Origin of the sequence: Nocardioides sp. Bht2, from assembly GCF_047308515.1 — a bacterium.
In the GTDB taxonomy this organism is placed as follows: Bacteria; Actinomycetota; Actinomycetes; order Propionibacteriales; family Nocardioidaceae; genus Nocardioides.
Window position 1 is genome coordinate 1 of sequence record NZ_JBLBWI010000025.1, and the last position, 25,321, is coordinate 25,321.

At 69.2% G+C, this 25,321-nt stretch carries 20 protein-coding genes and 1 pseudogene; 6 read left to right on the forward strand and 15 right to left on the reverse strand.

The window, feature by feature from the left end; all coding sequences use genetic code 11:
• Positions 1–915 (reverse strand): annotated as a pseudogene (locus ACLM5J_RS19855) (hypothetical protein); the annotation flags it as partial.
• 164 nt (positions 916–1,079) lie between these two features.
• Between ACLM5J_RS19855 and ACLM5J_RS19860 the strand changes: the two are divergent.
• A complete protein-coding gene (locus tag ACLM5J_RS19860; protein ID WP_413658410.1) occupies positions 1,080–1,583 on the forward strand; it encodes a GNAT family N-acetyltransferase in 504 nt (167 codons plus the stop codon).
• A 6-nt stretch (positions 1,584–1,589) separates the two neighbouring features.
• Here ACLM5J_RS19860 and ACLM5J_RS19865 read toward each other — a convergent pair whose 3' ends face one another.
• The 3 genes from ACLM5J_RS19865 to trpS are packed head-to-tail and all read right to left on the reverse strand — an operon-like array spanning position 1,590 to position 4,188.
• Positions 1,590–2,624 (reverse strand): YihY/virulence factor BrkB family protein, encoded by a 1,035-nt coding sequence (locus ACLM5J_RS19865; RefSeq protein WP_413658411.1) that lies wholly within the window; start codon positions 2,622–2,624, stop codon positions 1,590–1,592.
• A 13-nt stretch (positions 2,625–2,637) separates the two neighbouring features.
• Positions 2,638–3,147, reverse strand: a complete 510-nt coding sequence (locus ACLM5J_RS19870) for a 2'-5' RNA ligase family protein (RefSeq protein ID WP_413658412.1) — start codon at positions 3,145–3,147, stop codon at positions 2,638–2,640.
• Positions 3,148–3,162: 15 nt separating this feature from the next.
• On the reverse strand, positions 3,163–4,188 hold the full coding sequence (gene trpS, locus ACLM5J_RS19875; protein ID WP_413658413.1) for a tryptophan--tRNA ligase: 1,026 nt from the start codon (positions 4,186–4,188) through the stop codon (positions 3,163–3,165).
• Positions 4,189–4,410: 222 nt separating this feature from the next.
• On the opposite strand from trpS, the gene ACLM5J_RS19880 reads away from it, so the two are divergent.
• Entirely contained in the window at positions 4,411–5,001 is a 591-nt protein-coding gene (locus tag ACLM5J_RS19880) for a DUF4328 domain-containing protein (protein WP_413658414.1), read from the forward strand.
• Here ACLM5J_RS19880 and ACLM5J_RS19885 read toward each other — a convergent pair.
• From ACLM5J_RS19885 to ACLM5J_RS19905, 5 genes are all read right to left on the reverse strand, one after another.
• Positions 4,998–6,209 carry an MFS transporter gene (locus tag ACLM5J_RS19885; RefSeq protein ID WP_413658415.1) on the reverse strand — a complete coding sequence of 404 codons (1,212 nt, stop codon included), beginning with the start codon at positions 6,207–6,209 and terminating at the stop codon, positions 4,998–5,000. The two genes, ACLM5J_RS19880 and ACLM5J_RS19885, sit on opposite strands and share 4 nt — an antisense overlap.
• A gap of 53 nt (positions 6,210–6,262) precedes the next feature.
• On the reverse strand, positions 6,263–9,841 hold the full coding sequence (locus ACLM5J_RS19890) for an ATP-binding cassette domain-containing protein (protein ID WP_413658416.1): 3,579 nt from the start codon (positions 9,839–9,841) through the stop codon (positions 6,263–6,265).
• A gap of 88 nt (positions 9,842–9,929) precedes the next feature.
• Positions 9,930–11,105, reverse strand: a complete 1,176-nt coding sequence (locus ACLM5J_RS19895) for a hypothetical protein (RefSeq protein WP_413658417.1) — start codon at positions 11,103–11,105, stop codon at positions 9,930–9,932.
• On the reverse strand, positions 11,102–11,629 hold the full coding sequence (locus tag ACLM5J_RS19900) for a SigE family RNA polymerase sigma factor (RefSeq protein WP_413658418.1): 528 nt from the start codon (positions 11,627–11,629) through the stop codon (positions 11,102–11,104). Before ACLM5J_RS19900 ends, ACLM5J_RS19895 begins: the two co-directional genes overlap by 4 nt.
• 153 nt (positions 11,630–11,782) lie before the next feature.
• On the reverse strand, positions 11,783–13,972 hold the full coding sequence (locus ACLM5J_RS19905; protein WP_413658419.1) for an NADP-dependent isocitrate dehydrogenase: 2,190 nt from the start codon (positions 13,970–13,972) through the stop codon (positions 11,783–11,785).
• 215 nt (positions 13,973–14,187) lie between these two features.
• Between ACLM5J_RS19905 and ACLM5J_RS19910 the strand changes: the two genes are divergently transcribed.
• From ACLM5J_RS19910 to ACLM5J_RS19920, 3 genes are all read left to right on the forward strand, one after another.
• Positions 14,188–15,228, forward strand: a complete 1,041-nt coding sequence (locus ACLM5J_RS19910) for an MIP family channel protein (protein ID WP_413658420.1) — start codon at positions 14,188–14,190, stop codon at positions 15,226–15,228.
• A 92-nt stretch (positions 15,229–15,320) separates the two neighbouring features.
• A complete protein-coding gene (locus ACLM5J_RS19915) occupies positions 15,321–16,304 on the forward strand; it encodes a malate dehydrogenase (RefSeq protein ID WP_413658421.1) in 984 nt (327 codons plus the stop codon).
• A 91-nt stretch (positions 16,305–16,395) separates the two neighbouring features.
• Entirely contained in the window at positions 16,396–17,016 is a 621-nt protein-coding gene (locus ACLM5J_RS19920; protein ID WP_413658422.1) for an HAD family hydrolase, read from the forward strand.
• Here the strand turns inward: ACLM5J_RS19920 and ACLM5J_RS19925 are convergent.
• The 6 genes from ACLM5J_RS19925 to ACLM5J_RS19950 all read right to left on the reverse strand — a co-directional run bounded on the left by ACLM5J_RS19925 (position 17,013) and on the right by ACLM5J_RS19950 (position 23,358).
• On the reverse strand, positions 17,013–17,390 hold the full coding sequence (locus tag ACLM5J_RS19925) for a DUF3017 domain-containing protein (RefSeq protein ID WP_413658423.1): 378 nt from the start codon (positions 17,388–17,390) through the stop codon (positions 17,013–17,015). The two genes, ACLM5J_RS19920 and ACLM5J_RS19925, sit on opposite strands and share 4 nt — an antisense overlap.
• Positions 17,390–18,241 carry a bifunctional methylenetetrahydrofolate dehydrogenase/methenyltetrahydrofolate cyclohydrolase gene (locus tag ACLM5J_RS19930; protein ID WP_413658424.1) on the reverse strand — a complete coding sequence of 284 codons (852 nt, stop codon included), beginning with the start codon at positions 18,239–18,241 and terminating at the stop codon, positions 17,390–17,392. The genes ACLM5J_RS19925 and ACLM5J_RS19930 overlap by 1 nt, the downstream gene beginning before the upstream one ends.
• A gap of 14 nt (positions 18,242–18,255) precedes the next feature.
• The gene (locus ACLM5J_RS19935; protein WP_413658447.1) at positions 18,256–19,431 is read right to left on the reverse strand and encodes an MFS transporter; all 1,176 of its coding nucleotides are present in this window, start codon (positions 19,429–19,431) and stop codon (positions 18,256–18,258) included.
• 419 nt (positions 19,432–19,850) lie between these two features.
• A complete protein-coding gene (gene purH / locus ACLM5J_RS19940; RefSeq protein ID WP_413658425.1) occupies positions 19,851–21,455 on the reverse strand; it encodes a bifunctional phosphoribosylaminoimidazolecarboxamide formyltransferase/IMP cyclohydrolase in 1,605 nt (534 codons plus the stop codon).
• On the reverse strand, positions 21,452–22,075 hold the full coding sequence (gene purN / locus ACLM5J_RS19945) for a phosphoribosylglycinamide formyltransferase (RefSeq protein ID WP_413658426.1): 624 nt from the start codon (positions 22,073–22,075) through the stop codon (positions 21,452–21,454). The genes purH and purN overlap by 4 nt, the downstream gene beginning before the upstream one ends.
• Before the next feature lie 62 nt (positions 22,076–22,137).
• Entirely contained in the window at positions 22,138–23,358 is a 1,221-nt protein-coding gene (locus ACLM5J_RS19950) for a DUF6350 family protein (protein WP_413658427.1), read from the reverse strand.
• 159 nt (positions 23,359–23,517) lie between these two features.
• Between ACLM5J_RS19950 and ACLM5J_RS19955 the strand changes: the two genes are divergently transcribed.
• Positions 23,518–25,317: a sigma factor-like helix-turn-helix DNA-binding protein gene (locus ACLM5J_RS19955; protein ID WP_413658428.1), complete on the forward strand. Its 1,800-nt coding sequence runs from the start codon at positions 23,518–23,520 to the stop codon at positions 25,315–25,317.
• The last annotated feature ends 4 nt before the right edge of the window (positions 25,318–25,321 follow it).

Sequence of the window (25,321 nt, forward strand, 5' to 3'; positions counted from 1 at the left end):
TCGAGCTTGTCGAGACCTCCAAAGTCCAACGTGTCTTGGGCGTCGGCGATCGAGCTTGTCGAGACCCCCGTCGGCCCGGGCGTCACTCCGGTGGTCGAGCTTGTCGAGACCTCCAAAGTCCAACGTGTCTTGGGCGTCGGCGATCGAGCCGAGGGCTTTGGCCTTCCGCTGCCCGAGGGTGTCGGCGTCTCCAGCGCGGCGCAGTTTCTCGGCTTCTTCGCAGACCAGGTCGTGGAACCTGGTGAGGTCGAGCGAGTCACCCACGACATCGAGCGTCGAGGTGCCCGACGCGGTGCCTGCCGGCCCGTACTTGTGGGTGAGCGTCACATCCCAGTCCGCCTTGGAGAGCGGACCGGTCTTGTCGCGGATCAACTCGGGATGGAACTTCGCGACCGCCATCGCGAGCGTGCGTTCGATGGTCGGCCAGCCGTACCGTTCACCGGCAGCAAGCTGCTGATCGAACCAAGCCGCCGCTTCGGCCGACAGTTTGCGGATCAGCTCCGCAACCCTGCGCGCCTTCCACCCCGGGACTTCCAACAGTTCGACCTTCGCCCACAACCGGGGCAGCCGGTGGTGCAGATCCAAGGCGTCCGCGAGTAGCGACAGCGCCGCATACCGCGAAACTCCAGAAGCTGCTGCGAACTCCTCAGCCGCGAACGCCGCCACCGCCGGGGTTCCCTCACCGCCCAGTTCGTCGTCGAGATCCAGTGAAGCGAGTGCCTGGTCGTCACACCACGAAGCTGGCGAGGCGCCGTCCACCACGGGGTTGAGGACGCACCATTGGCGGGCCAGCCGCAACTGCCGCCGAGACGCGGCCCAGGCGCGGTCGCGGTTCTCCGAGATGACCGCAAGCAGACAGCCCGCATCGAGGTCTGTGACCTCGTACGGAACATGCTTGGCGTCGATCTCGATCATGAGAACAGTCCATCAGGGACCCCCGACAGTTTGATCTCGACAAGCTCGATCACCGGAAGACAAGCTCGATCGCCGGAGGACAAGCTCGATCACCCGGGCTCGATCACCGGATGCGGCGTCGAAACCCGGTTGCGCGACGCCGAGGCAGCAGGCAGGGTCGTCGCATGCTGGAACTGCGGATCGCGGGCGCGGACGACTGGCAGATCTGGCGTGAGGTCCGGCTCGCGGCCTTGGCCGAGTCCCCCGGAGCCTTCGGAGCCACCCTGGCGGATTGGCAGGGCGACGGGGACAAGGTGGAACGCTGGCGGGCACGGCTGTCGATCCCCGGCGCCCGCGACCTCATCGCTTACCTGGACGGGCACCCCGTCGGGATGGCCAGCGGGGTTCCCGGCGAGGTTCCCGAAACCATCGAGCTGATCTCGATGTGGGTCGCCCCGAGCGCTCGCGGCCACGGCATCAGCGACCTGGTGATCGAGGAGATCGCCCGTTGGAGCGACGCTCAGGGCGCGAACCGACTGGTGCTCGCGGTCAAGGCTCAGAACCTCGCCGCGATCCGGGCCTACCAGCGCGCCGGGTTCAGCATCGTCCTGACGGCCGAGGGTGTCGCCGAACCGGACGCCGACGGCGAGCTGACCATGGTCCGGCCGCTCCCCCGGGCCGAGGCCTAGCCTGACTCAGGAACGTCGACGCAGAAGCCGGGCCAGCCCGAGTCCGAGTACCGCCCCCGCACCCAGCACGGCGGACGGCGGCCAACTCTGTTCCGACGCCGGGCGGGCAGCCAGAGCGGGACCGACATGCGGGCCGGCAGGCAGCGCCTCGGGCGGCTGGGCCGCGCGCACCGCGGCTGCTGCGGGCGAGCTCCATGCCCAGGCCGCGGCGTACATGACGACCCGGGAGAAGTAGTTCATCCAGACCACCAGGATCAAGGCGATCCCGAACGCCTGGAACGCCGGCTGTGATTTGGTGCTGGCGATCAGCAATGTCGAGACCTGCTTCAACAGTTCGAAGGCGATCGCGCCGAGCAGCGCTCCCGACCACAGCGAGTTCCGTGGCACGTTCGGACGGGCCAGGAGTTGGAAGAGCGCATAGAACAGGACAGTGGCCGCAGCCATCCCCACCACCACGGAGAGCACCCACAGCAAGGGTGAGAGGCCCTCGGCCAATCCCAGCTCCCGCAGCACCCAGCGCGACGACCGTGACAGCACCGCCGAGACGCCGACGCTGACCACCATCACCACCCCGATCAACACTAGCGACGCAAGGTCGCGCAGCTTGCCGATCACGAAGTTGGGCTGCTCGGCGCTCGGCTCGTCGAACATCACCAGGAGCGCCTCGCGCATCCCGGAGAGCCAACCGAGACCGGCATAGAGCACACCGACCAGACCGATCAGTCCGACCGCGCCCGCGGCGTCCTGGATGGTGAGCAGCGAGATCTCTCCCTCGCCCTCCCCAACGATGCCGGGAAGCACCTCCTCGATCGCCTTCACCATCGCGCTCTGGACCTGCGGGAAGACCCGCGAGATCCAGCCGACGGCGAAGAAGGCGAGCGCCAGGATCGGGAAGAACGACAAGAAGGCGTAGTAGGTGACCGCGCCGGCCTGCAGATTGCCCTTGACCGCCGAGTAGTGCTCCTGGGTGGCCAGCAGGTGGTCGAGGAACGGCCTCCGCCGTCGAGCCTCGTTGAGCTTGGCTTTCAGGCGATCGGTCATCCCCGGCATCTGATCAGCTTCCTCCCAGCTGGAAGGTGCTGCTCACCTGCCAGCCTGCGTCGGCGTCGTGTACGTAGAGGTGGAACTCGGTCACCCTGAACCTACAGGCGAAGCTGGCCAACTCGCCGAAGGCCCGGTCCAACACCTCGTCACTCAGGTGGTGTGCGATGGTGACGTGCGGGTGGTACGGAAAGCTGAGGTCCTGCGCCAACGGTCCGCTCCGTACCAGCGCAGCCACCGCTTCACAGTCGGCGATCCCTTCCACCACGCCGACGAAGACCACCGGCGAGATCGGCCGGAAGGTCCCGGTCCCCCGCAGGTGGACGTCGAACGGGTGGTACTCGCTCGCGGCCCGCGCCAGGTGTTGTTCCAGCACCTGCAGGTCATCGTGCTCGGTGGGCGGAACCAGCGTGATGTGGGTCGGGATCTGCGTCGCCGTCAGATCGCCGATCGAGGTCCGGTACTCCTGCAACTGCGAAGCCCAAGGCTCCGGAATCGCGATCGAAACACCGATGGTGGGCACGTGCGAACCTTACCGCTAGGGCTTCACGAAGCCGATGCGGTCGTAGACGTCGTTCAACGTCCGCTCGGCCACCTCGTTGGCCCGCTCGGCACCCGAAGCCAGGATCTGGCTCAACGTCGCGCGGTCGGCCATCAACTCCAAGGTCCGCTCCCTGAACGGCGTCACGAACTCGACGACGACGTCGGCCAGGTCGCCCTTGAAGTCGCCGTAGCCGCGGCCCTGGTACTTCTCCACCAGAGCCTCGATCGAGTCGCCGGTCAGCGCGGAGTAGATGCTCAACAGGTTCGAGACGCCGGGCTTCTCCTCGGTGTCGAACCGGACCTCGGCGTTGGAGTCGGTGACCGCGGAGCGGATCTTCTTCGCGCTCACCTTCGGGTCGTCGAGCAGGTTGATGATCCCGGACGGCGACGAAGCCGACTTCGACATCTTCGAGGTGGGCGCCTGAAGATCGGTGATCTTCGCCGTCTCCTTGAGGATGTACGGCTCGGGGAGCCGGAAGGTCTTCTTGTAGCGGTGGTTGAACCGCTGCGCCAGGTCGCGGGTCAGCTCCAGGTGCTGGCGCTGGTCCTCGCCGACCGGGACGTACTGCGGCCGATACAACAGGATGTCGGCAGCCTGCAGGATCGGGTAGGTGAAGAGGCCGACCGAGGCCGCGCCTTCGCCGCCCTTCGCCGACTTGTCCTTGAACTGGGTCATCCGACGGGCCTCACCGAAGCCCGTCATGCACTGCAACACCCAGCCGAGCTGGGCGTGGGCCGGAACGTGGCTCTGCATGAAGATCGCCGAACGCTCCGGGTCGATCCCCATCGCGATCAGTTGAGCGGCCGAGACCAGGCACCGTTCCCGGAGCACCTTCGGGTCCTGCTCGACGGTGATCGCGTGCTGGTCGGCGATGAAGAAGAACGGCTCGTACTCGTCCTGGAAGCCCACCCACTGCCGCAACGCGCCCAGGTAGTTGCCGAAGTGGAACGAGTCGGCGGTGGGCTGGATCCCGGAGAGCACCCGGGGCTTGGCGGTGCCCGGCGTCGTGGTGGTGGACATGACCCCCATCCTTTCATCCCCACGCCGACGGTCCGAACCGGGCGCATTCGACAGACGTCCGGCGCACCTGGCCCTAGGGTGCCGCCATGAGCGAAGTCGGCCCCATGGCCCCACCACCACCTGTCGGCTACCCAGCGCCGACGTTCCAGCTCCCGCCTCCGGCCCCGACCGGCCTGGCTATCGGCGCGCGAGCCGCGGCGATCACGGTCGGCCTCACCAGCGGTGATCAGCCTGGTATTAGCGTTCCCCGCCCTGACCAGCTACCAGGATGCGGCAGCGCGGGGAGACGACGCAGCCGACGTCCTCACCGCGTACGAGGTGGTCCCGCTGGTCGGCGTCATCGCGCAACTGATCGCCCTCATCCTGACCTGTCTCTGGCTGTACGAGTGCCGGAGGCGGGTCGACCTTCTCGCGCCCTGGGTGCCACAGCGACGGAGCACGGCCTGGGTCTGGTTGGCCTGGCTCGTGCCGGTGGTCAACCTCTGGTTCCCGTACCAGGTCATCCGCGACGTCCGACGGGGCAGCTACCCGCATCAGCGGATCGGCAGCGGCCTGGTCGGTTGGTGGCTGGCTGCGTGGCTCGGCTACCAGGTCGTCGACCGCTTCACCGCGATCACGCTCCCCATGGACGGCGCGATCGATATCGCGACGATCGAAGCGACGCTGATCCCCACCCAGGCCATCGCTACTGCGGTCTGCCTCAGCGCCTTGGTGCTGTGGTGGAAGGTGATCTCCGACATCATGGACGGTCAGGTGCAGTTGGGTACCCCGGCACCGACTCAGCCGGAGCACTGGCCGACGCAGCAGGCCTAGACGGCAGGGCTTCTACGCTCCAGGCGTTGTGAGATCACCAGGACGACGACCCCTGTCGCGGCCAGGCCCATCCCGACCAACGCCGGCGAACGGTAGCCCCAGCCGGCCGCGATGACCAGGCCGCCGAGCCAGGCGCCGAGCGCGTTCGCGACGTTGAGCGCGGCGTGGTTCATCGCGGCACCCAGCGTCTGGGCGTCGCCGGCGACCGTCATCAACCGCAACTGCAGGTTGACCACCAGCACCGAGCCCAACACGGTGATCCCGAAGACGGTCGGCAACGCCCACCAACCGGCCGGGGCCAACAGGGCGAAGGCGCCCAGCACCACGAAGGTGCCGATCGAGCCGAGGAAGAGCGAGCCGAAGACCGACCAGTCGGCGAGCTCACCGGCCAGCCAGGTACCTACCGTCATCCCGAGCCCGAAGGCGAACAGGAACCACGGCACGGCGCTGTTCGGCAGGCCGCCGACCTCGGTCAGGGTGGGCGCGATGTACGAGTAGACGGCGAACATGCCGCCGAAGCCGATCGCACCGGCCAGCAGGGTCAACCAGACCTGCGCCCGGCTGAACGCGGCTAGCTCACGGCGTCCGGACTGCGCCGGATCGCCCGGCGTCCGGGGCACGAACCAGAGGACCAGCGCGATGGTCAGCGCACCGAGCACGGTCACCAACCAGTAGGCGGAGCGCCACCCGACGCTCTGTCCGAGCCAGGTGGCGGCCGGCACCCCGATCACGTTGGCGATCGAGAGGCCCAGCATCACCATGGCGACCGCACGGCCCCGCCGTCCGGGCGCGGCCAGGTTGGCGGCCACCAGGGAGGCGACCCCGAAGTAGGCACCGTGCGGGAGGCCGGAGAAGAACCGGGCCGCCGTCAGCATGCCGTGGCTGGTGGCGAGCGCGCTGAGCGCGTTGCCGAGAACGAACGCCGCCATCAGCCCCATCAACAGGGCACGACGGGGCAACCGTGCCCCGAGGAACGCTAGGACCGGGGCACCGATCACCACTCCGAGCGCATAGGCCGAGATCACGTGGCCGGCCTTGGGGATGCTGACCTCCATCCCGTCCGCGATCTCGGGCAGCAGCCCCATCGTGACGAACTCGGTGGTGCCGATCGCGAAGCCGCCCATCGAGAGGGCGAGCACCGCCCAGCCGAAGTGGACCGGCTTGGTGGAGGTGGTGACGCCGTCAGGGCGCGCTGCGGTGGAGGTCATCGGGTCAAGAACGAAAGAGGTCCGCTCCGCATTCCCGACGTGAGGGCGTTCACTCACCCCGCCAGGTGGCCCCAGCGCACACCCAGCTCACTCCACGGGCCGATCGCGGCCACCTCGCCGTCGACCAGGACGACGACCCGGTCGGCCTGGGCCAGGGCGGCCCGCTTCGCGGTAGCACCGATCACCGTGGCGCCGCGCTCGCGCAGGGCCGCCCACAGCTCGTTCTCGGTGGTGGCGTCCAGGGCGCTGGAGACGTCGTCGGCCAGGATCAGCTCGGCGTCGGTCGCCAGCGCGCGGGCCAGAGCCAGGCGCTGCACCTGGCCGCCCGAGAGCCGCACCCCACGGTGACCGACCAGGGCGTCCTTGCCACCCGCCTCGGCGATGTCGGGACCCAGCCGGGCCGCAGCGACCGGCAGGTCGAAGCGACGCTGGTGTCCGAGCCGCACATTGTCGGCGAAGCTGCCCGAGAGCACCCGCGGCACCTGAGCCACGTGCGCGACCTGGCCGGGACGCAGGAAGACCTGGGCGTCGGCGACCGGGGTGCCGTTCCAGAGCACGTCGCCGGTGTGCTCGATCAGCCCGGCCAGCGCGGCCAGCAGACTCGACTTGCCGGAACCGACCTGGCCGACCAGCAGCACCAGTTCACCGCGCTGGACGGCGAGGTCGACGTTCTGGACACCGATCGTGCCGTCGTCGTGGAGGGCGCTGAACCGGCGCAGGGTCAGCGTCTCCAGCGGGATCCGCTCGACCGCGGGCGGCTCGGGGGCAGCGCCGGAGACCAGGTCCACGCCCGGGGGCAGGTCCATCAGGTCGACACCACCGGCGAACCGGCTGGTCTCTTTCTGCCAGGCGCGGGTACCCGGCGCCTCGGTGACCACCATGCCGGCGACCCGGCCGAACCAGTCGAAGCCGGCGACCGCGTTGGCGACCAGCAGGGTGGTGGCCAGGCCCCAGCCGCCACCGAGGAAGACCGCCCAGGAAGCGACCACGCCGCCTTGGACCATCACCATCGGCACGCCGTCGAGGAAGGCCTGGACCCGGTGTTCGCGGACGGCGGCGCTGACCCGACCAGAGTCGACCTCACGCAGATGCCGGTGCACGGCCGGGGTGGCGGCCGCCAACTTCACGGTGCGCGCCGACTCCAGAGCGGAGACCAGCGAGCGCCCGAACCGGGCCCGTGCCGCGGAGGCTGCGGCGGCCGAACGACCGGCGATCGGCCGGCCGATCGCGGAGGCGAGTGCCGAGCTGATCAACACCGTCATCAGCACCGCGCCGGCCAGCCAGGTACCGGCCAGCAGGGCGGTGACAGCAGCGATGATCAGGCCGTTGACGAAGTCGACCCAACGGTCGGCGTAACGCGCGTAGCGGTCGGCGTCCATCGACCGGGCGACCACCTCGCCGGGCGGGGTCCGCGGCAGTCGGTGCTGCTGGGTCTGCCCGAAGAGCACCGACATCCGGGTACGGAGCAGGATCTCGACCCACCATCGCGGGTAGCAGTAGAAGGCGACCGCCAGCATCAACGGCGCGGAGAGCAGGCAGAGCACCAGCGCGACCGACCAGAGCGTGGGCGTGGTGCCCTCTTGCAGGTCGACCACGACATGGCCCCAGATCAGGCCAGTGACCGCGCCCTGCGCACCGACCAGCGAGGTCAGCAGGAAGAGCACCGCGCCCGCGATACCCCAGGCCGGGCGGACCGCGAGCACGTGCAGGATGCCGCGGGTCAGGCTCGGGCCGGTACCCACCTCGGGAACCTCCGGCGGCGGGCCGAGACGGCGGCGACCGCCGACGCTCGCGGCAGGCTCATCCAGGGTGGCGTGCGCCGGCTCGGCGCTGGCCGTCGGGGCGTCCTCCTCGGCGAGGCCGTGGGCGTCCGGCTGGGCGTGCGCCTCGGCCCGACTGGCCTGCAGGAGGTCACGGTAGGGACCCTCGACGCGGGCCAGCTCGGCCCGGCGTCCCTGCTGGACGAGCTGCCCGTGGTCCAGCACCCCGACCAGCGGGGCGCGCTCGATGGTGCTGAGCCGGTGCGCGATCAGGATGCCGGTACGGCCGATCAGCAGCCGGTCGGCGGCGGCGACCACGCGACGCTCGGTGAGCGGGTCCATCCGGGCGGTGGCCTCGTCGAGGACCACCACCTTGACGTCGCGGATCAGCAGGCGGGCGAAGGCGACCAGCTGCTCCTCCCCTGCCGACAGCGTCGTGCCACCGGGGCCGAGCAGGGAGTCGAGCCCGTCGGGCAGACCGGCCACCCAGTCGAGCAGGCCGAGCTGCACGACCGCGCTCTCGATCGCCGACCGCGGGACGTCCTCGAAGAGGGTGATGTTCTCAGCCAGGGTGCCGGCCAGGATCTCGGTGCGCTGGGTGACCACGCCGACGGCGGCCCGCAACTGCTGCAGGTCGAGGTCGCGCACATCGACGCCGCCGAGCAGGACGGTGCCACGGGGCGGCTCGACGGCACGCGAGAGCAACGAGGCCAGCGTTGACTTCCCGGAGCCGGAGCGCCCGACCAGGGCGATCGTCTGCCCCGCCGGCACGTGCAGGTTGATCCCGGAGAGCGCGAAGCTGCCCTCGGCATAGCTGAAGTGGAGGTCGCGGACCTCCAGTGCGAGAGCGCCGTCGCCGGGAACGGCGCGGCCACCGAGCGGCTCGGGCTCGACGGCGAGCATCTGGCGCAGGCGGATCACGGCACCCAGACCGGCCTGCAGATCGGGCAGGTGGTTGGCGAGCATCGAGACCTGGCCGACGAAGGTGGAGGTGACCAGGAAGAGGGTGACCAGGCGGGCCACCGACATCGAGTCGTTGGCGGTCAGCGCCACGCCGACCACACCGACCGCAGCCAGCATCGAGTAGAGCAGGACACCGGCCCTGGCACCGAGCCGTGCCTCGATCACGACCACCCGGCGGAACTTCTCGTGGACGTCGGCCGAGAGCTTGGCCAGACGCCGCACCACGTGCGACTGGCCGAGGCTGGTGCGCAGGTCGTCGCGGCCCGCGATCCCTTCCTCCAAGGCGGCGGCGTGGTCGGTCCAGGCCATCTCCTCGATCACCTTGCGCCGCGAGATCTCGCCGAGCAGGCGCCGGATCGCGAGGAAGGTGAGCCCGGCCAGCGCCGGGAAGATCAGCCAGGCCGGCCACCAGGTGAAGCCGGCCACGATCCACATCGGGATGACGCCGAAACCGGTCCGCGCCAACATCCACAGCTGCCACCGGACCAGGTTGCCGACCTCGTGGGTGTCGTCGTCGACCCGGTCCAGGATCTCGCCGACCGCCTGCTCCCCCAGCGCGGCCAGCGGTTGGTTCATCGCGGCGTCGAGGAGGTCCTCGCGGAGCAGGCCCTCAGCGCGGTCCGAGACACCGACCCACACCACCTTGCCGGCGGTGTCGATGACGGCCGCGCCGAGGACGCAGAAGGCCAACGCCCAGACCAGGGCGGACGACGGGTTCTCGGCGAGGCGACCGGCGAAGACCGTGCCGGCGGTGGTGCCGATCGCGGCGATCGCGGTGCAGATCAGGGCGCCGATCGCGAGCGGCGAACGGAGCCGACGCGCATCTACCCGACGACGCAGATCCGATTCAGGAGTGCTGCGAGGGGCGGGGGCCGGAGGGGCGTCGTCGGAGGTCAGCGTCGTACTCATCGCTGATTGACATTACGCCGTACCTCCGACAACTTCCTACCGATTTTCCGGTGATCAGAGCCCGCCCCCGCATGACCTTCGGCACGCCTCAGCCGATGTGCTCGCCGATCGGCAACTGGAAACCGATTCCGAAGTCGAAGTCGCCACCGTCGCCGGCCTCGCTCCCGGGGAGCGCGATCGGCTGATCACAGCTGCGCCGTTCGACCGAGCAGGTCATCGCTTGGGCCGCCCAGGAGCGCCCGGACCGCTGCAGACCGAAGGCGAGATACCGCCCGTCGTCGAGCCAGCGATAGCCGGTGAAGAAGTCATAGTCAGCCTTCTCCTGCGGAGCGAACGAGGTGCCGTCGGCGAGCGCGACCAGGGTGAAGTCGTCGCTGTCCGCCTTGCTGTTCTCGCTCATCACATAGCGTCCGTCGGGCGACAGGTCGCCACCGTCGACCGCGAGCGCCTCACCGAGGCTGGCCAGGTCGGTCGTCGCATAGGTGCCCTGGGTGGCGCCCTCGGCGTCGTCAGACCGCACCAGGAAGTGCCCGTCCTGGACATCGAAGATCGTCAGTCCGGGATCGGTCGAGAGCACCCGTACGGTGCCGTCGGTGCGATCGATCGCCAGCAGACCGCGCTGGTCGGCGGCGTAGAGGGTCTCCTCGTCGAGTGCCATCGGGCGAGTCCGGTTCCGCAGCTGCCACTGGGCGTTGCTGAGCTCGTCTCCGCCCTGCACGACCTGCGCCGGCAGTTGCACCGGGACCCGCAACAGCTCGCTGCCCTCGCTGTGGACAGCGAACGTCCAGCGGCCATCGGTGACGTCGAGCCAGGCGGTGGAGTCGCCGTCGGTGACGAGATCGCGGGTGCCGGTGTCGTCGTCGATCTGACCGATCGGGGTGGCCCCGTCCGGGAGCGATGCGTAGAGCTTCCCGGCCTTGTCGGCGAAGACATAGCCGGAGCCCGTCTCGACGTAGGCGTAGACGTCGTGGCCGACGTCGATCGTCCTCCCACCGGCGTGGATCACCGAGCCCTGGGCCCAGCTGAGCGCGGACTGTTCGCTGGCCGCCACATGGGCTTCGTCGCTCGGGCTCCACCAGCCGTCGACCTGGCCCGGCAGGACCACCGCGGCAGCGACCAGTGCGGTACCCAGCAGACCGCCGGTGAGCGCGCGGCGACGCCGGACGCCACGTCGCCCTTGGTCGAGGATCGCCTCCAGGTCCGGGGCACGCGGGGTCAGCGCGTCAGCGCGCTCGTTCAGGGTCTCCTTCAACAGCTCGGTCATGCCGAGGCTCCTTCCAACTCGGCGACCAGTGCGACGTCGTCGCCCAACCGCTTGCGCAGCGTGCGGAGCCCGGCCGAGACCTGACTCTTGACCGTTCCCGTGGCGCAGCCCATCGCGTGTGCGGTCTGGGCCTCGGTGAGGTCTTCGTAGTAACGCAGCACGATCGCCGTCCGCTGCCGGATCGGAAGCTCGCGGAGCGCCTGCCAGAGCCATTCCCGTTGGGCGACCTCTTCGGTCGGCGCCGGGCCGACGAGGTCGGGCAGGTGCTCGGTCGCGGTCTCGTTGTTCCAGCCCTTGCGCCGGAACCAGGTGATCGCGGTGGTCGCCACCACCCGCCGGGCATAGGCCTCCAGGTTGCCGACCTCACGCAGTCGCGGCAGCGCCACGTACGTCTTGGCCAGTGCCTCTTGGACGAGGTCCTGGGCCAACTGCTCGTCGGCGACGATCAGGTACGCAGAACGGTGCAGCGCTGCGAACCTCGCTGTCGCGAAGTCGGCGAAGGCGGCGTCATCACGTCGCGGCACGCGGGCTCCTTCTCTCACTGGGCCGAATGCCCATCGTGCTACCTAGACGCGGCGAGCGTCGGACAAGGTTCGGTCGGTGTCGGAAGTTTCTCCGGGGCGAAATGGCCCGAGCCCGGCCGACCAACAGGTCGACCGGGCTCAGGTTGAGGTGGATCAGAGTGCCTCGAGCGCGGCGTTGAACGTCGCGGAGGGGCGCATGATCGCGGACACCTTGGCGGCGTCGGGGCGGTAGTAGCCACCGATCTCGGCAGGCGAACCCTGGACGGCGATCAGCTCACCGGCGATCTTCTCCTCGTTCTCGCGGAGCTGAGCAGCCAGCGGAGCGAACGCTGCGGCGAGCGCGGCGTCCTCGGACTGCTTGGCCAGCTCCTCGGCCCAGTAGAGGGCGAGGTAGAAGTGCGAACCACGGTTGTCGGTGGTGCCCAGCTTGCGACCCGGCGAACGGTCCTCGTCGAGGAAGGTGCCGGTCGCGCGGTCGAGGGTGTCGGCGAGCACCTGAGCACCGGGGGTACCGGCCTGCTCGGCGTACTTCTCCAACGACGGCACCAGCGCGAAGAACTCGCCCAGGCTGTCCCAGCGCAGGTAGTTCTCGTCGACGAGCTGCTCGACGTGCTTCGGCGCGGAGCCGCCGGCACCGGTCTCGAAGAGGCCACCGCCAGCGATCAGCGGAACCACCGAGAGCATCTTCGCCGAGGTGCCCAGCTCCAGGATCGGGAACAGGTCGGTGTTGTAGTCACGCAGCACGTTGCCGGTCACCGAGATGGTGTCCTCGCCCTTGCGCAGACGCTCCAAGGAGAACTTGGTGGCCAGCTCCGGGCTGAGGATCTGGATCTCCAGGCCCTCGGTGTCGTGGTTCGGCAGGTAGGCGTTGATCTTCTTGATCAGCTCGGCGTCGTGCGCACGGCTCTCGTTGAGCCAGAAGATCGCCGGGGTCTGCGAGGCGCGGGCGCGGGTGACAGCCAGCTTCACCCAGTCCTGGACCGGGATGTCCTTGGTCTGGCAGGCACGCCAGATGTCGCCGGCCTCGACGTCGTGCTCGAGCAGCACGTCGCCGTTGGACGCCAGGATCCGGACGGTGCCGGCCTCAGCGATCTCGAAGGTCTTGTCGTGCGAGCCGTACTCCTCGGCAGCCTGAGCCATCAGGCCGACGTTCGGGACGGTGCCGATGGTCGCCGGGTTCAGCGGGCCGTTGGCCTTGACGTCCTCGATCACGGCCTGGAAGACACCCGCGTAGGAGGAGTCCGGGATGACGGCGAGGGTGTCGTCCTCGGCGCCGTCGACGCCCCAGAGACGTCCACCGTTGCGGATCAGGGCCGGCATCGAGGCGTCGACGATGACGTCGGACGGCACGTGCAGGTTGGTGATGCCCTTGTCGGAGTTGACGTAGGACAGGCGCGGGCCGTTGGCGAGGGCGGCGTCGAAGGCAGCCTTGATCTCGGCCCCGTTGGCGAGTGCGTCGAGACCGCCGAGGATCGTGCCGAGGCCATCGTTGGCCGAGAGACCGGCCGCGGCCAGGTCGTCGCCGTACTGGGCGAAGACGTCGGCGAAGAAGGCCTTCACCACGTGGCCGAAGATGATCGGGTCGGAGACCTTCATCATGGTGGCCTTGAGGTGGACCGAGAAGAGCACGTCGGAGGCCTTGGCCTCGGCGACGGCGTTGCGTAGGAACGCCTGCAGGTGCGCAGCCGACATCTTGGTCGAGTCGACGATCTCGCCGGCCAGGACCTTGAGGCCGTCCTTGAGGACGATGTTCTCGCCCGCGGCGGTCTCCAGCACGATCGAGAGGGTGTCGTCGCCAGCGACGGTCACCGACTTCTCGTTGCTCGCGAAGTCGTTCGCGCCCATGGTGGACACGTTGGTCTTCGAGCCCTCGGTGAACGGCTTGTTCGTGTGCGGGTGCTTCTTGGCGTAGCTCTTCACCGAGCCCGGCGCACGACGGTCGGAGTTGCCCTCACGCAGAACCGGGTTCACCGCGGAACCCTTGACCTTGTCGTACTTGGCGCGGGTCTCGCGCTCGGCGTCGGTGGCCGGCGCCTCGGGGTAGTCCGGGATGTCGAAGCCCTGCGCCTGCAGCTCCTTGATCGCGGCCTTGAGCTGCGGGATGGAGGCCGAGATGTTCGGCAGCTTGATGATGTTGGCGTCCGGGGTCTTGGCCAGTTCGCCGAGCTCGGAGAGCGCGTCGTCGGCCAGCCCGAACTGAGCCAGGATGCGGGCCGCGACGGAGATGTCGCGGGTCTCGATCTCGACGCCGGCCTTGCCGGCGAAGGCCTCCACGATGGGAAGGAACGAGTAGGTCGCCAGCAGCGGCGCCTCATCAGTGTGGGTGTAGATGATCTTGGCCATCGGAAGGACTGTCTCCTGAACATCGGCGGCGAAAAGTTGCTTGATATCAAGATACCTGAACGGTCGAACTTTCACAGCCTCGCACTCGGCGCCAGCCGGGTCCACCCCGTCCGAGCGGCGACGGGCTCGTTGCGCTTCAGCCCCAACGAGAGTTCGATGGCCTAGTGTCGAAGCATTCCGATTCTCGGGTTCATCAGATGAAAGGGAACCAAATCGTGACTGCCGAATCCCTCGATCCTCCTGCCCTGCCACGCAAGTTGGCTGCCGAGCTCCTGGGCACCTTCGTTCTGGTCTTCTTCGGCTGCGGCGCCGCCATCGCCAGCGGCGCGGACATCACCACCACTGCCCTCGCCTTCGGCATCTCGGTGCTGGTGATGGCGTTTGCCGTCGGCCACATCTCCGGTGGTCACTTCAACCCGGCCGTCTCCGTGGGCGCCGGCGTCGCGGGCCGGATCGCCTGGATCGACGTCGCCTACTACATCGTGGCGCAGCTCGTCGGTGCGATCCTCGCCGGTCTGGTCCTCTTCACCATCTGGAACGGCACCGACGGCTTCGACTCCGACGGCGGCATGGCCACCAACGGCTGGGGCGACCAGAGCGCGCACGACATCTCCCTGTGGGCGGCCCTGCTGATCGAGGTGATCGGTACCGCGGTCTTCCTCTGGGTGATCCTGGCGGCGACCGACAAGCGCAACAAGGCGATCGCCAGCTCGGCGCCGTTCGCGATCGGCTTCGCGCTGACCGGCCTGCACATGGTGATGATTCCGCTGACCGGCACCTCGGTGAACCCGGCTCGTTCGATCGGCGTCGCCCTCTTCGGCGGCACCGACGCGATCACCCAGGTCTGGGCCTTCATCGTGGCTCCGCTGGTGGGTGCCGCGATCGCCGGCATCAGCTACGCCTTCATCTTCGGCCGTGACGGCATGGAGGTGGTCGGCGGTGGGCTCACCTTCGGCGGCGGCAACACCGCTCAGGGCGGTGGCCAGTGGGGCGGCCAGCAGCCGGTCTGGGACCCGAACACCGGCCAGTGGGTGCAGCCGCACCCGCAGGGTGCACCGCAGCAGTGGGCCCAGCCCGCGCACGAGCAGCAGCAGTGGTCGCAACAGCCCCAGCAGCCGCAGCCCCCGGCACCCGAACAGCAGTGGGGCCCGCCGCAGCCGCCTCCCCCGGCTCCGCCCGCTCCCCCCGCTCCGGGGCAGCAGCAGTGGGCGCCGCCGTCCGAGGGCACGCAGATCCGCCCGAACGACCAACCCTGAGTTCAATGTGAGTTGAGCGCTCGAATCGCCCGCGATTCGCAGCGCTCAGCTCACATTGAGCTTCTAACCACCCAACCCTTTTAGGAGTATTCGTGAGTGCAACCCCGTTGAAGGTCGCCGTTACCGGCGCTGCCGGTCAGATCGGCTACAGCCTTCTGTTCCGTCTCGCCAGTGGTGCACTGGGCGATCGGCCGATCGAGTTGCGCCTGCTGGAGATCACCCCGGCCCTCAAGGCCCTCGAGGGCGTCGTCATGGAGCTCGACGACTGCGCCTTCCCCGGCCTGGCGGGTATCGAGATCGGCGACGACGCCGAGACGATCTTCGACGGCGTCAACCTGGCTCTGCTGGTCGGTGCCCGCCCCCGCGGCCCCGGCATGGAGCGCAGCGACCTGCTCTCGGCCAACGGCGCGATCTTCACCGCTCAGGGCAAGGCGCTCAACAAGGTCGCGGCCGACGACGTCCGGATCGGAGTCACCGGTAACCCGGCGAACACCAACGCACTGATCGCGATGACCAACGCTCCCGACATCCCGCAGGAGCGCTTCTCGGCACTCACCCGCCTGGACCACAACCGCGCCATCTCGCAGCTCGCCGCGAAGACCGGCTCCTCGGTCAACGACATCAAGAAGATGACGATCTGGGGCAACCACTCGGCCACCCAGTACCCGGACATCTTCCACGCCGAGATCGCCGGCAAGAACGCCTTCGAGGTCGTCGGCGACCAGGCCTGGGTGGAGAACGACTTCATCCCGACCGTGGCCAAGCGTGGCGCGGCGATCATCGACGCCCGCGGCGCCTCCTCGGCCGCCTCGGCCGCCTCGGCCACCTGCAACGCGGCCCGCGACTGGCTCAACGGCACGCCGGAGGGTGACTGGGTCTCGATGGCGGTCGTCTCCGACGGCTCCTACGACACCCCCGAAGGCATCATCACCTCGTTCCCGGTGACCACCAAGGACGGCGACTGGAGCATCGTTCAGGGCCTGGAGATCTCCGACTTCTCCCGCGCCCGGATCGACGCCTCGAACGCGGAGCTGGTCGAGGAACGCGCTGCCGTCACGGAGCTCGGCCTGATCTGATCCACCCCGTTCATCCGCCAGCACCCCGAGTCCGCCGACTCGGGGTGCTGGTCTTTCCGGGCGGCTTCCGCGCGCCGCCTAAGCTGGCCGCGTGCGCCTTCCGTTGAACGTCGGGTTTGACCTCGACATGACGTTGATCGATACCCGGCCGGGGTTCGCGGCCACCCTGGACGCGCTCGGCGGTGAGCTCGGCATCACCTTCGCCTCCGCATCGATGATCGAGCGCCTCGGGCCGCCGCTGGACCTGGTCCTCGCCGACTACCTCGACGCCGCCCGGATCCCGGCCGCGATCGATCGTTTCCGTGAGCTCTACGTCGACCACAGCATCATTCCGGTCCCCGCCCTGAGCGGCGCCCACGAAGCGCTCGCGGCGGTCCGTGGCCACGGCGGCCGGATCGTGCTGGTGACCGGCAAGTTCGCGCCCAACGCGCAACGCCACGTCGACCACCTGACCTTCGACATCGACCACCTCGAGGGCGAGGTCTGGGGTGTCGGGAAGGCTGCGGCGTTGAGTCGCCACGGCGTCGGGATCTATGTGGGCGACCACATCCATGACGTCGAGGGGGCGCGCGCCGCCGAAGTGCTCAGCGTCTCCGTATTGACCGGAGGTTGCTCCGCCGAAGAGCTCCGCGATGCCGGCACCGATGTCGTGCTCAACGACCTCACCGAGTTCCCGGACTGGTTCGCCCGGCACGTCGAGACGTTGGGCTAGGGCTGGTCCGGGATCGTCGCGGCCAGCACCAGGAGCAGCACGCCGAAGATCACCATGATGGTGACGTCGAAGGTCTTGCGGCGCACCTCGAGCATCCCGGCCACCTCGGTCCGCAGCGCGACGCGTGCGGCGGCACCGGCGAGCATCGCCAGCGCCAGCCAACTGACGCCGCTACGCCAGGGCCCGACCGCCGCCGTCACCACACCGCCGATGGCGGCCGCAAGGACACACAGATAGATCACGCCACCGATGGTGCGCGGCGCCTTGATCTCGGTGACCGAGCGGCGTTCGAGATCAGCGTCGGTCGACGACTCGACAGCGCGGCCTTCCTCAGGCTCCGCGTCAGGCGGCACTGCCGGGTCGTCGGTCGACATCAGCGCAGGTTGTTCTCGGCGATCGAGACCACGTTGGCCAGCAGCATCGCGCGGGTCATCGGACCGACGCCGCCGGGGTTCGGGGAGACCCAGCCCGCGACGTCCCAGACGTCGTCGGCGAGGTCTCCTGCGATCTTGCCGTCGACCCGGGAGACGCCGACGTCGAGCAGGGCCGCGCCGGGCTTCACCATCTCCGCGGTGATGATCCCGGGCACACCTGCTGCGGCGACCACGATGTCGGCCTCACGGACGTGGGCGGCGAGGTCGACGGTGCCGGTGTGGCAGAGCGTCACGGTGGCGTTCTCCGAACGGCGGGTGAGCAGCAGGCCCAGCGGGCGACCGACGGTGACACCGCGACCCACGACCACCACCTCGGCGCCGTTGATCTCGACGTCGTGGCGACGGAGCAGCTCGACGATGCCGAACGGGGTGCACGGCAGCGGGGCCTCGTTGCCGAGCACCAGCCAGCCGAGGTTGGTGGGGTGCAGGCCGTCGGCGTCCTTGGCCGGATCGATCAGACCCAGCACCCGGTTCTCGTCACGGCCACGCGGCAGCGGAAGCTGGACGATGTAACCGGTACAGGCCGGGTTCTCGTTGAGCGAGCGGACGGCGTCCTCGATCTCCTCCTGCGAAGCGGTCTCCGGGAGGTCGATCCGGATCGACTCGATGCCGACCTCGGCGCAGTCCTTGTGCTTGCCGCCGACGTACCACCGCGACCCCGGGTCGTCGCCGACCAGGATGGTGCCGAGGCCGGGCGTGACGCCCTGGGCCTTCAGCGCGGTGATCCGGGTACGCAGTTCGTCCTTGATCGCCGCAGCGGTAGCGGTTCCGTCAAGCTTCTTGGCAGTCACGAGGGCATTCTATTTCAGGCGGCGACGGAGTGCTCGCGCAGGTGACGCTCCGCGGCCCGAGCGGCCGGGTGCGCCACGATCACCGCGACGACGGCGATCGCCGCGATCACGGCCCAGCCCGGCGTTCCCCAGGTGAGCGCGAGGAAGGTGAAGAGGGCCGGGCCGACGATCGACTCCACCTGGTAGCCCAGGTTGAAGACACCCTGGTACTCCCCCAGCCGCTGCGGGTCGCTGAGCTCGGCGAGCCAGCCCCAGTGCGCGGCGCTCGACCAGAGCTCTGCTCCGGTGATGGTGACGTGGCCGAGCCAGATCAGCACGATCGACACCCACCCCACAGTGTCGTGGGTGACGGCGATGATCGCGCAGGAGATCACGAAGGACCAGCCGCAGAGCCGGGCCGCCCGGAGCGCACCGTCGACGTTGTGCGCCCCCTTGGCGAACGGCACCTGGAGCAGCACGGCAAGCACCGTGTTGGTGCCGAAGAGCCAGGCCAGCAGTACCGGCGGGGCGTCGGTGCGCTCGACCAACCAGAGCGGAACGACGACGTTGAGCAACACCTGGTTGGTGCCCAGCACACCGTTACAGATACCGAGGATCACGAAGCCCTTGTTCTTCAACCCGGCGGGGCTGGCCAACTGGACGACCTCGACCGATTCCGCGCGGGCGATCGCGGGCAACGCGCGGACCATGAAGGCGTTGATCACCAGGAGAGCGCCGGTGAGCAGCGGCACCGCCATGATCGCGGTGTCGGTGCCGATCGCCAGCGCGAAACCACCGGCTGCGGCACCGAGCGTGTAACCGACATTGCGAGCTGAACGCATGAAGGCCATCGAGCGCACGCGGGTCTCGCGTGGGAAGACCTCGATCGTGTAGGCGCCGCGCCCCGAGCGTGCCCCGGTCTCGACGGCGGCGAGCACCGAGAGCATCAGGGTGAAGGTCCAGAAGCCGTCGAGCAGGGGCCAGATGAAGTAGAGCCCCGCCTCGATCGCCGAGCCGAGCACCCACATCCGTTGCGCGCCGAGCCTGTCGGTCACCTTGCCGAGCGGCACCGAGCAGGCGAGCACCACGACACCGCTGATCGACATGCCCAGGCCCACTTGAGCAGCACTGAGTCCGACGATCTTGGTGAAGAAGACCGCGGTGCCGGTGAGGAACGAGCCGGTCGCGAACGCGGAGAGGATCGACTGCAGGTCAGCCGGCGTTCCAGGCTGGTCGGCGGAACGAGGGTGGCCAGCAGTCTGGAAGCGCGTCGCCGGAGGCGAGTTGGCGCTCAGACGCGTTCTCCCGAGAGCGACAGATTTATCTTGACGTCAAGATATCGCGCGGGGTGCGCCGCCCGCATCTCCATTTTCGACGCACACCGTGGTCGAGCTTGTCGAGACCATCACCCACCGTGGTCGAGCTTGTCGAGACCATCACCCACCGTTGGTCGAGCTTGTCGAGACCATTGCCGGGATCTCGACAAGCTCGATCACCGGGGCGGGAGCATCGCCGGGATCTCGACAAGCTCGATCACCGAAGCAAGCTCGATCACCGGGGCGAGCTCGATCACCGGCACAATGCGTGACGCCCGCGGGCGGACCCGCGGGCGTCACGACGAAGCGCTGGCTCAGTGAGCGAAGTGGCGGGTGCCGGTGAAGTAGAGGCTGATCCCGGCGGCGTTCGCGGCGGCGATCACCTCGTCGTCACGGATCGAGCCACCCGGAGCGACGACGGCCTGGACGCCACCGTCGATCAGGACCTGGAGACCGTCGGCGAACGGGAAGAACGCGTCGGAGGAGGCCACCGCACCCTGGGCACGGTCACCGGCGCGGGTGACGGCGAGGTTGCAGGAGTCGACCCGGTTGACCTGGCCCATGCCGACGCCGACCGAGGCGCCGCCCTTGGCGAGCAGGATCGCGTTCGACTTCACCGCACGCACCGAGCGCCAGGCGAAGGTGAGGTCGCCCAGCACCTCGTCGGTCACCGCGGAGCCGGCCACCAGGCGCCAGTGCGCCGGGTCGTCACCGAACGGACGGCCTTCGGCGTCGGTACCGGCCGCGTCGATCAGGTCGCGCTGCTGAACCAGCAGACCACCGGTGATCGGGCGCGACTCCAGGTGCAGACCCGTGGGCGGGTCGACGACCAGCAGACGGAGGTTCTTCTTGGCGGTCAGGATGTCGAGCGCAGCGCCCTCGAAGCCGGGAGCCACGATCACCTCGGTGAAGATGTCCTTCACCGTCTCCGCCATCTCCGCGGTCACCGGGCGGTTGGTGGCGATGATGCCGCCGTAGGCCGAGACCGGGTCGCACTCATGCGCCTTGCGGTGCGCCTCAGCGACGTCGGCGCCGACCGCGATGCCGCACGGGTTGGCGTGCTTGATGATCGCGACCGTCGGCTGGTCACCGTGGTCGTAGGCGGCGCGATAGGCGGCGTCGGCGTCGATGTAGTTGTTGTACGACATCTCCTTGCCGTGCAGCTGCGTACCCTGCGCGAGACCACGCGCGGCACCGTGACCGTTGCGGTAGATCGCCGCAGCCTGGTGCGGGTTCTCGCCGTAGCGCAGCACGTCCTCTCGGCTCCACGAGGCGCCGATCCAGGCCGGGAACTGGGTCTCGACGTCGTCCGAGACGAGCACCGAACCCATCCAGGAGGCGACGTTCACGTCGTAGGTGGCCGTGTGCACGAACGCGTCCGTGGCCAGACGGCGACGCTCAGCCAACGTGTAGCCGCCGGCCTCGACGGCGGCCAGCGTGCCCGCGTAGTCCTCGGGCGAGGTCACGATCGCCACCGAGGGGTGGTTCTTCGCGGCCGCACGGACCATCGACGGGCCACCGATGTCGATCTGCTCGACGCATTCGTCCGGGCTCGCACCCGAAGCCACGGTCTGGCTGAACGGGTACAGGTTGGAGATCACCAGGTCGAACGGCTCGACACCGAGCTCGGCGAGCTGCTCCACGTGGGAGTCCAGACGGCGGTCGGCCAGGATGCCGGCGTGCACCTTCGGGTGCAGCGTCTTGACGCGGCCGTCGAGGCACTCGGGGAAGCCGGTCAGCTCCTCGACGCGGGTGACCGGGATCGCCAGCGCTTCGATCAGCGCAGCCGAGCCACCCGTGGACACGATGCTCACGCCAGCCTTGTGCAGGCCGCGGGCAAGGTCCTCCAGACCGGTCTTGTCGTAGACGGAGACCAGCGCACGCCGGATCGCGATCCGACCTTCGGGGTTCGTGCTCATCGCGTGAACCGCACCTTCCTATCGGTGATGGTGAAACCTTCTCGGGCCATCCGGCCCACGTTCTCGACGAGCATCTCGCGCTCGGCGGTCTTGATGCGCTCGTGCAACGACGCCACATCGTCGTCGTCGAGCACCGGCACGGCGCGCTGGTCGACGATCGGGCCGGTGTCCACACCGGCGTCGACCACGAACAACGTGCAACCGGTGACCTTGACCCCGTACTCCAGGGCATCCTTGGGCCCGGTCATCCCCGGGAAGGACGGCGACAGCGCCGGGTGGGTGTTCACCGTGCGGCCGCCGAAGGCGGCGATGAAGTCGTCACCGACCAGCTTCATGAAGCCGGCCAGCACCACCAGGTCGGGTTCGTAGGCGGCCACCCCCTCGGTGAGCGCCTTGTCCCAGGCTGCACGGTCGGCGAAGTCGGGCACCCGCAGCACGAAGGTGTCGATGTCGAGCCGCTCCGCACGGCGCAGCCCCTCGATGTCGTGACGATCGGCGCCCACGGCAACAACCTCGGCGCCATAGGCGGGGTCGGCAGCGGCGTCGAGGATCGCTTGCAGGTTGGTACCCGAACCTGAGACGAGGACTACGAGCCGGGCGGGCCTGGCGGAGGTGGACACGGGGCGAAGTTTATCCAGCCCCGACCGCGACCCGGCGGGCGGGCCGCGTCTGAGCGAACCGGCTACTCGGCCTCGACCTGGCGACGTCGTGTCAGCCAGGTTCCGACCAGTCCCCCGAGCAGGCCACCGAGCCCGAAAGCGACGATCCCCGAGACCAGGGTCTCCCCGACCACCGGCCCCACGTCCGCCATCCGACCGGGGCCGACCGCGCCTCCGGCGAGGGCAGCCAGGACCCCGAAGAGGACGCCGACCGAGACCCCCGCAGCGACACCGCGCAGCGCTCCGGCCTCCCAGGCGACGGTGGGGTGCAGACGCTGAGTCCGGGCCACCGCAACGGCGGCAACCACGACCGGGAGCCCGATCAGGAAGGGGGTCCAGGCCGGCGTCTCACCGTTGTCCGGCAGCGCGGCGAGCAACGGGAAGAGCGGCACCGGGCCGATCGCGACCAACGTCGGGCTGACCAGGGTGCCGGTGCCGACCAGGAAGCCGGGGCCGAGCAGGTAGGAGCCGGAGAAGATCACCGCGTTCGGCACCACGGTGAGGCAGAGCAACAGGTAGAGGATCGCGTCGCCGGGTGAGGTGTGCATCTGGGACAGCACATTGGCGGCCGTCCCGAAGTCGAGCAGCAGGGCGATCGCGAAGACCACCGCGGAGAGCCCGAGGAACCAGACCAGCACCGCACGAGCGGCGACCGCGGTGGCGCGGACCGCTTCGGGAACCATCGAGAGCCAGGTCGCGGCACGCCCGGAGCCGACCGAGACGGCCGGACCTGCCAGCACGGCACAGAGCGCGAGGGTCCAGAGCAGGACCCGGCCCAGCGACGGGTCGTTGTCGCCGGCCGCGACGATGCTGACCACGGTCGCGACCAGGAGGTACGAGGCCGCGAAGACGCCGAGCGCCACGTGCACGGTCCAGTCCCGGACGCCGTCTGCCAGGTCGTCGGCGTCGGGCCCGTGGTTGCTGAGGCTCTCCCCCAGGCGCAGCCCGGTCCGCCAGATCACCACGGCGCAGAGCAGGGTCAGCCCGAGCGGCACCGCGCTGATCCGGATCCCGTCGATCGCCACCCCGGAGCCGTGGCCGCTGAGCCAGGCCAACGCGCCACTGCGCAGCGCGTCGCGGGGAGCACCGTGGGCACCGGCGTCGGCGAGGAACCAACCGACCAGGCTGGTCGCCAGACAGAGCCCGAGGGTGATTCCGGACGCCGTGAAACCGGCCAACGCCGCAAGCAGCGAAAGGGGCCGGGCGGTGCGGGGGCGGTCGGTCGGCGTCACGGTGGAGATCATGGCCCCTCCATCCTTGCCGGTACAGGTCGCTGGCGGCGGCTGCACACGCCGAGGAGTCGCGCCGCCCGATGTGGCACGGACCGCATCGGGTCGGCCCTCGCGCTGGGGCGTCGTCGGCAACGGGACAGGTGACCGGGCCCCGCGTAGGCTTGGCTCGTCATGCCTGCCCCCGTTGACTTCGACTCCTTCTATCAAGCGACCCGCGGTCGCCTGCTGCTGCAGACCTACGCGTTGACCGGCGATCTGCCCGCGGCGCGCAGCGCGGTCCGCGAGGCGTACGTCTCCGCGTGGCACCACTGGCGCAAGGTGTCGCGGATGCCGGACCCCGAGACCTGGGTCCGCCCGCACGCCTGGGGCAGCGCCCAACGTCGCCACCAGGCGCGGATCTGGCACCGCGAGAAGCAGCTCGACGACGCCACGATCGCCACCTTCGAGGCGCTGGGCAAGCTGACCACCAACCAGCGCAAGGCCCTCCTGCTTGCGGAGCTGGGCGGGCTGAGCATCGCCGCGTTGGCCCGCGAGATCGGGCTGACCGACGCCGCCGCCACCACCGCACTGGAGACGGCGCAGACGACGTTCGCCGAGCAGCTCGACCTGCCGCCGGAGCAGATCACGGCGCGACTGACCGCGCTCGATGAGCGGCTCGCCGACACCCAGTTCGCACGGTCCACAGTGATCCGCAGGAGCGGTGCTCGTCGGCGCCGCACGCACACCGCGGTCGCGGTCGCAGCGGCCGTGGCACTGATGCTGGGCGCGGGCGCCCTGGTCCACCAGAGCGACTCCGAGATCCGGTCCCTGGGCCACAGCTCCGACGACACCGAGCCCGGCCCACGTCTGCACCCCAACGACCTGCTCGACAAGACCGCCGTCACTGCTGATCTGAAGCCGCGGACGATCGCCGCCACGACCACCAGCGACAACACCAGCGGCAGCGGCCGCTACGCGCTCTGTCAGCGCGACCCGTTCGCCGATCCGGCCGGACTCGGCACGTTGGTCCGCACCTTCACCCTGGAGGGCAAGCCGACCGCGAACGCGTTGCAGGCCGCCGAACTGAGCGCCTCCCCCGAGGCGAGCAAGGCCGCCTACGACCGGCTCCGCGGTTGGTACATGAGCTGCTCCGAGCCGCGCGTGCAGCTGCTCTCCACCCACGAGCTCGACGGCGTCGGCGAAGAGGCGATGGTGCTGGCGATGCGGGCCTGGCAGGCACCGGCCACCACGCACCTGATCGCGGTCAGCCGGACCGGTTCGCTGCTCACCTCGACCACGCTGACCTCGACCGGACCGGTCAAGGTCAAGCTGGGCCCTGTCGTCTCGCTGATCAGCGACGCGGTCACCAAGCTGTGCACCAACAAGGCGGGCGGCACCTGCGTCACCGACCCGGTGCTGCGCAAGGTGGTTCCGCCGCCGGCCGAGAAGGCCCGCGGCATGCTGCAGGAGATCGACCTGCCGCCGGTGACCGGCGTCGACCTGCCCTGGGTCGGCACCAAGCCCACCAAGGCCACCACCAACGTCGCCGCGACCCGCTGCGACAACACCAGCTTCAAGGGCAAGCAGTTCGCCAGCACCCGGACCCGGAGCTTCGTAGTCCCCGGCGCCGATCTCGCCACCTCGTTCGGCATCACCGAGACCTTCGGACGGCTCTCCTCGGTGAAGAACGCTCGCAAGATGGTGGAGCAGGTCCGCGCCAAGATGGCGAAGTGCGAGAAGGACGACCTCACCACCGACGTCACCCGGACCGTGCAGCGCACCACCAAGAAGACCGAGCTCACCATCTGGCGCGTCGACACCGAGGTCTCCGACAAGCGCACCGTCACCTACCTGATGGCGATCATGCGCCGCGACGACGTCGTCGCCCAGGTCGGGTTCATCCCGGACGGTTCGCGGAACCTGCCCAAGGGTGGCTTCGACGCGCTCAGCGTGCGGGCCCTGGAGCGTTTGGACAACCTGGCGACGAGCTGACGCC

What these genes read in the sequence shown, in the direction of transcription:
- ACLM5J_RS19905 (WP_413658419.1), bottom strand. Translation starts at nt 13,972, where the DNA reads ATGGCCAAGATCATCTACACCCACACTGATGAGGCGCCGCTGCTGGCG.
- ACLM5J_RS19895 (WP_413658417.1), bottom strand. Translation starts at nt 11,105, where the DNA reads ATGACCGAGCTGTTGAAGGAGACCCTGAACGAGCGCGCTGACGCGCTG.
- ACLM5J_RS19950 (WP_413658427.1), bottom strand. Translation starts at nt 23,358, where the DNA reads ATGATCTCCACCGTGACGCCGACCGACCGCCCCCGCACCGCCCGGCCC.
- purH (WP_413658425.1), bottom strand. Translation starts at nt 21,455, where the DNA reads ATGAGCACGAACCCCGAAGGTCGGATCGCGATCCGGCGTGCGCTGGTC.
- ACLM5J_RS19885 (WP_413658415.1), bottom strand. Translation starts at nt 6,209, where the DNA reads ATGACCTCCACCGCAGCGCGCCCTGACGGCGTCACCACCTCCACCAAG.
- ACLM5J_RS19860 (WP_413658410.1), top strand. Translation starts at nt 1,080, where the DNA reads ATGCTGGAACTGCGGATCGCGGGCGCGGACGACTGGCAGATCTGGCGT.
- ACLM5J_RS19955 (WP_413658428.1), top strand. Translation starts at nt 23,518, where the DNA reads ATGCCTGCCCCCGTTGACTTCGACTCCTTCTATCAAGCGACCCGCGGT.
- trpS (WP_413658413.1), bottom strand. Translation starts at nt 4,188, where the DNA reads ATGTCCACCACCACGACGCCGGGCACCGCCAAGCCCCGGGTGCTCTCC.
- ACLM5J_RS19865 (WP_413658411.1), bottom strand. Translation starts at nt 2,624, where the DNA reads ATGACCGATCGCCTGAAAGCCAAGCTCAACGAGGCTCGACGGCGGAGG.
- ACLM5J_RS19890 (WP_413658416.1), bottom strand. Translation starts at nt 9,841, where the DNA reads ATGAGTACGACGCTGACCTCCGACGACGCCCCTCCGGCCCCCGCCCCT.
- ACLM5J_RS19925 (WP_413658423.1), bottom strand. Translation starts at nt 17,390, where the DNA reads ATGTCGACCGACGACCCGGCAGTGCCGCCTGACGCGGAGCCTGAGGAA.